The 1543-nt window shown below is 64.5% G+C and carries 1 protein-coding gene; it reads right to left on the bottom strand.

Annotation, left to right across the window (positions count from 1 at the left end; all coding sequences use genetic code 11):
- Positions 1-58: 58 nt before the first annotated feature.
- The coding region (locus tag CAG22_RS26880) for an aldehyde dehydrogenase (protein WP_085693501.1) at positions 59-1543 on the bottom strand (1485 nt) is incomplete at its 5' end.

Here is a 1543-nt window from a genome sequence, read left to right as displayed (position 1 = left end):
GACAACACAGGGCGGCCAGGTGCCGAACTCCGTCAGAACAGCACCGGTCTTGCTCAGGTCACGAAGCGTTGATCCAGATGGTCTTCAGCTCCGTGTACTGGTCATGGGCCCAGATGGACTTGTCGCGCCCACCGAAGCCGGACTCCTTGTAGCCACCGAACGGCGTGGTGACATCCCCTTCGCCGAAGCAGTTGACCGTAACCACGCCCGCGCGGATTTCACGCGACAGGCGCAGCGCATTGCGCAGGCTGCCGGTGTAGGCCGAGGCCGCCAGGCCGTAGACGGTGTCGTTGGCCAGCTCGATCGCCTCGTCGATGGTCTCGAAGCTGGTCACGCTCAGCACCGGGCCGAAGATTTCCTCGACGAACAGCTTGTTGTCGCGGCCAACGTTGTCGACGATGGTCGGCTGCACGAACACGCCGTCCTCGGTCTCGCCACCCTGGACGATACTGAGCTTGTGCTCGGCGGCGTATTCCAGGTACGACTTGACCTTCTCGAAGTGCGACTTGCTGACCATGGCGCCCAGGCGGTTGTCCGGGTCCAGCGGGTCGCCCAGCTTCCAGTCCTTCAGGTGCTTGGCGATCAGGCCCAGCAGCTGGTCCTTCACATCCTTGTGCACGATCAGGCGCGAAGAAGCGGAGCAGTTTTCGCCCATGTTCCAGAACGCACCGGCGGTGACGAACTGGGCCACTTCGTCCAGGTCCTCGCAGTCGTTCATGACCACGGCCGGGTTCTTGCCACCCAGCTCCAGGACGATGCGCTTGAGGTTGGACTCGGCGGCGTACTTCAGGAACAGGCGGCCGGTGTCGGTGGAGCCGGTGAAGCTGACCATCGGGATGTCCATGTGGCGGCCAATGGCCTCGCCCACTTCACGGCCACCGCCAGGTACCAGGTTGAACACGCCTGCAGGAATACCCGCCTCATGGGCCAGTTCGGCCACGCGCAGGGCGCTGAGGGTGGTTTCCTTGGCCGGCTTGACCACGATCGAGCAACCGGCGGCCAGCGACGGGGCAATCTTCCAGGCCAGCATCAGCAGCGGGAAGTTCCACGGCAGTACCAGGCCGACCACGCCAATGGCCTCGCGCACCACCATGGTCACGGCGGCATTGCCGGTCGGGGCCGTGGCGTCGTAGATCTTGTCGATCAGCTCGGCGTGCCAGCGGATGGTGTGGATGGTTTCCGGCACGTCGACGTTCTGGCACTCGCTGACCGGCTTGCCGCTGTCCAGCGCTTCCAGCACGGCCAGTTCGTGGGCGTTGTCTTCCAGCAGCTGGGCGAACTTCAGCAGCACGTGCTTGCGGTCGTTCGGCTGCATCTTCGACCAGGTGCCCTGCTCGAACACGCGCTTGGCGGCGGCCACGGCCACGTTCACGTCGTTGACGTCGCAGGCGGCGACTTCGGCCAGCTGCTTGCCGGTGGCCGGGTTGGTGGTGACGAAGGTGTTGCCCGAGATGGCATCGCGGAACTCACCGTCGATGAACGCCTGGGTACGCAGTTGCAGTTCGGCGGCGAGGGCCGCGTATTGTTGCTTGCTCAGCAAATC

The sequence above is a fragment of the Pseudomonas sp. B8(2017) genome, from assembly GCF_002113575.1.
GTDB classification, from domain to species: Bacteria; Pseudomonadota; Gammaproteobacteria; order Pseudomonadales; family Pseudomonadaceae; genus Aquipseudomonas; species Aquipseudomonas putida_Z.
The sequence above is the reverse complement of the archived record's forward strand: the minus strand, read 5'-3'. Positions and strand labels throughout refer to the sequence as shown.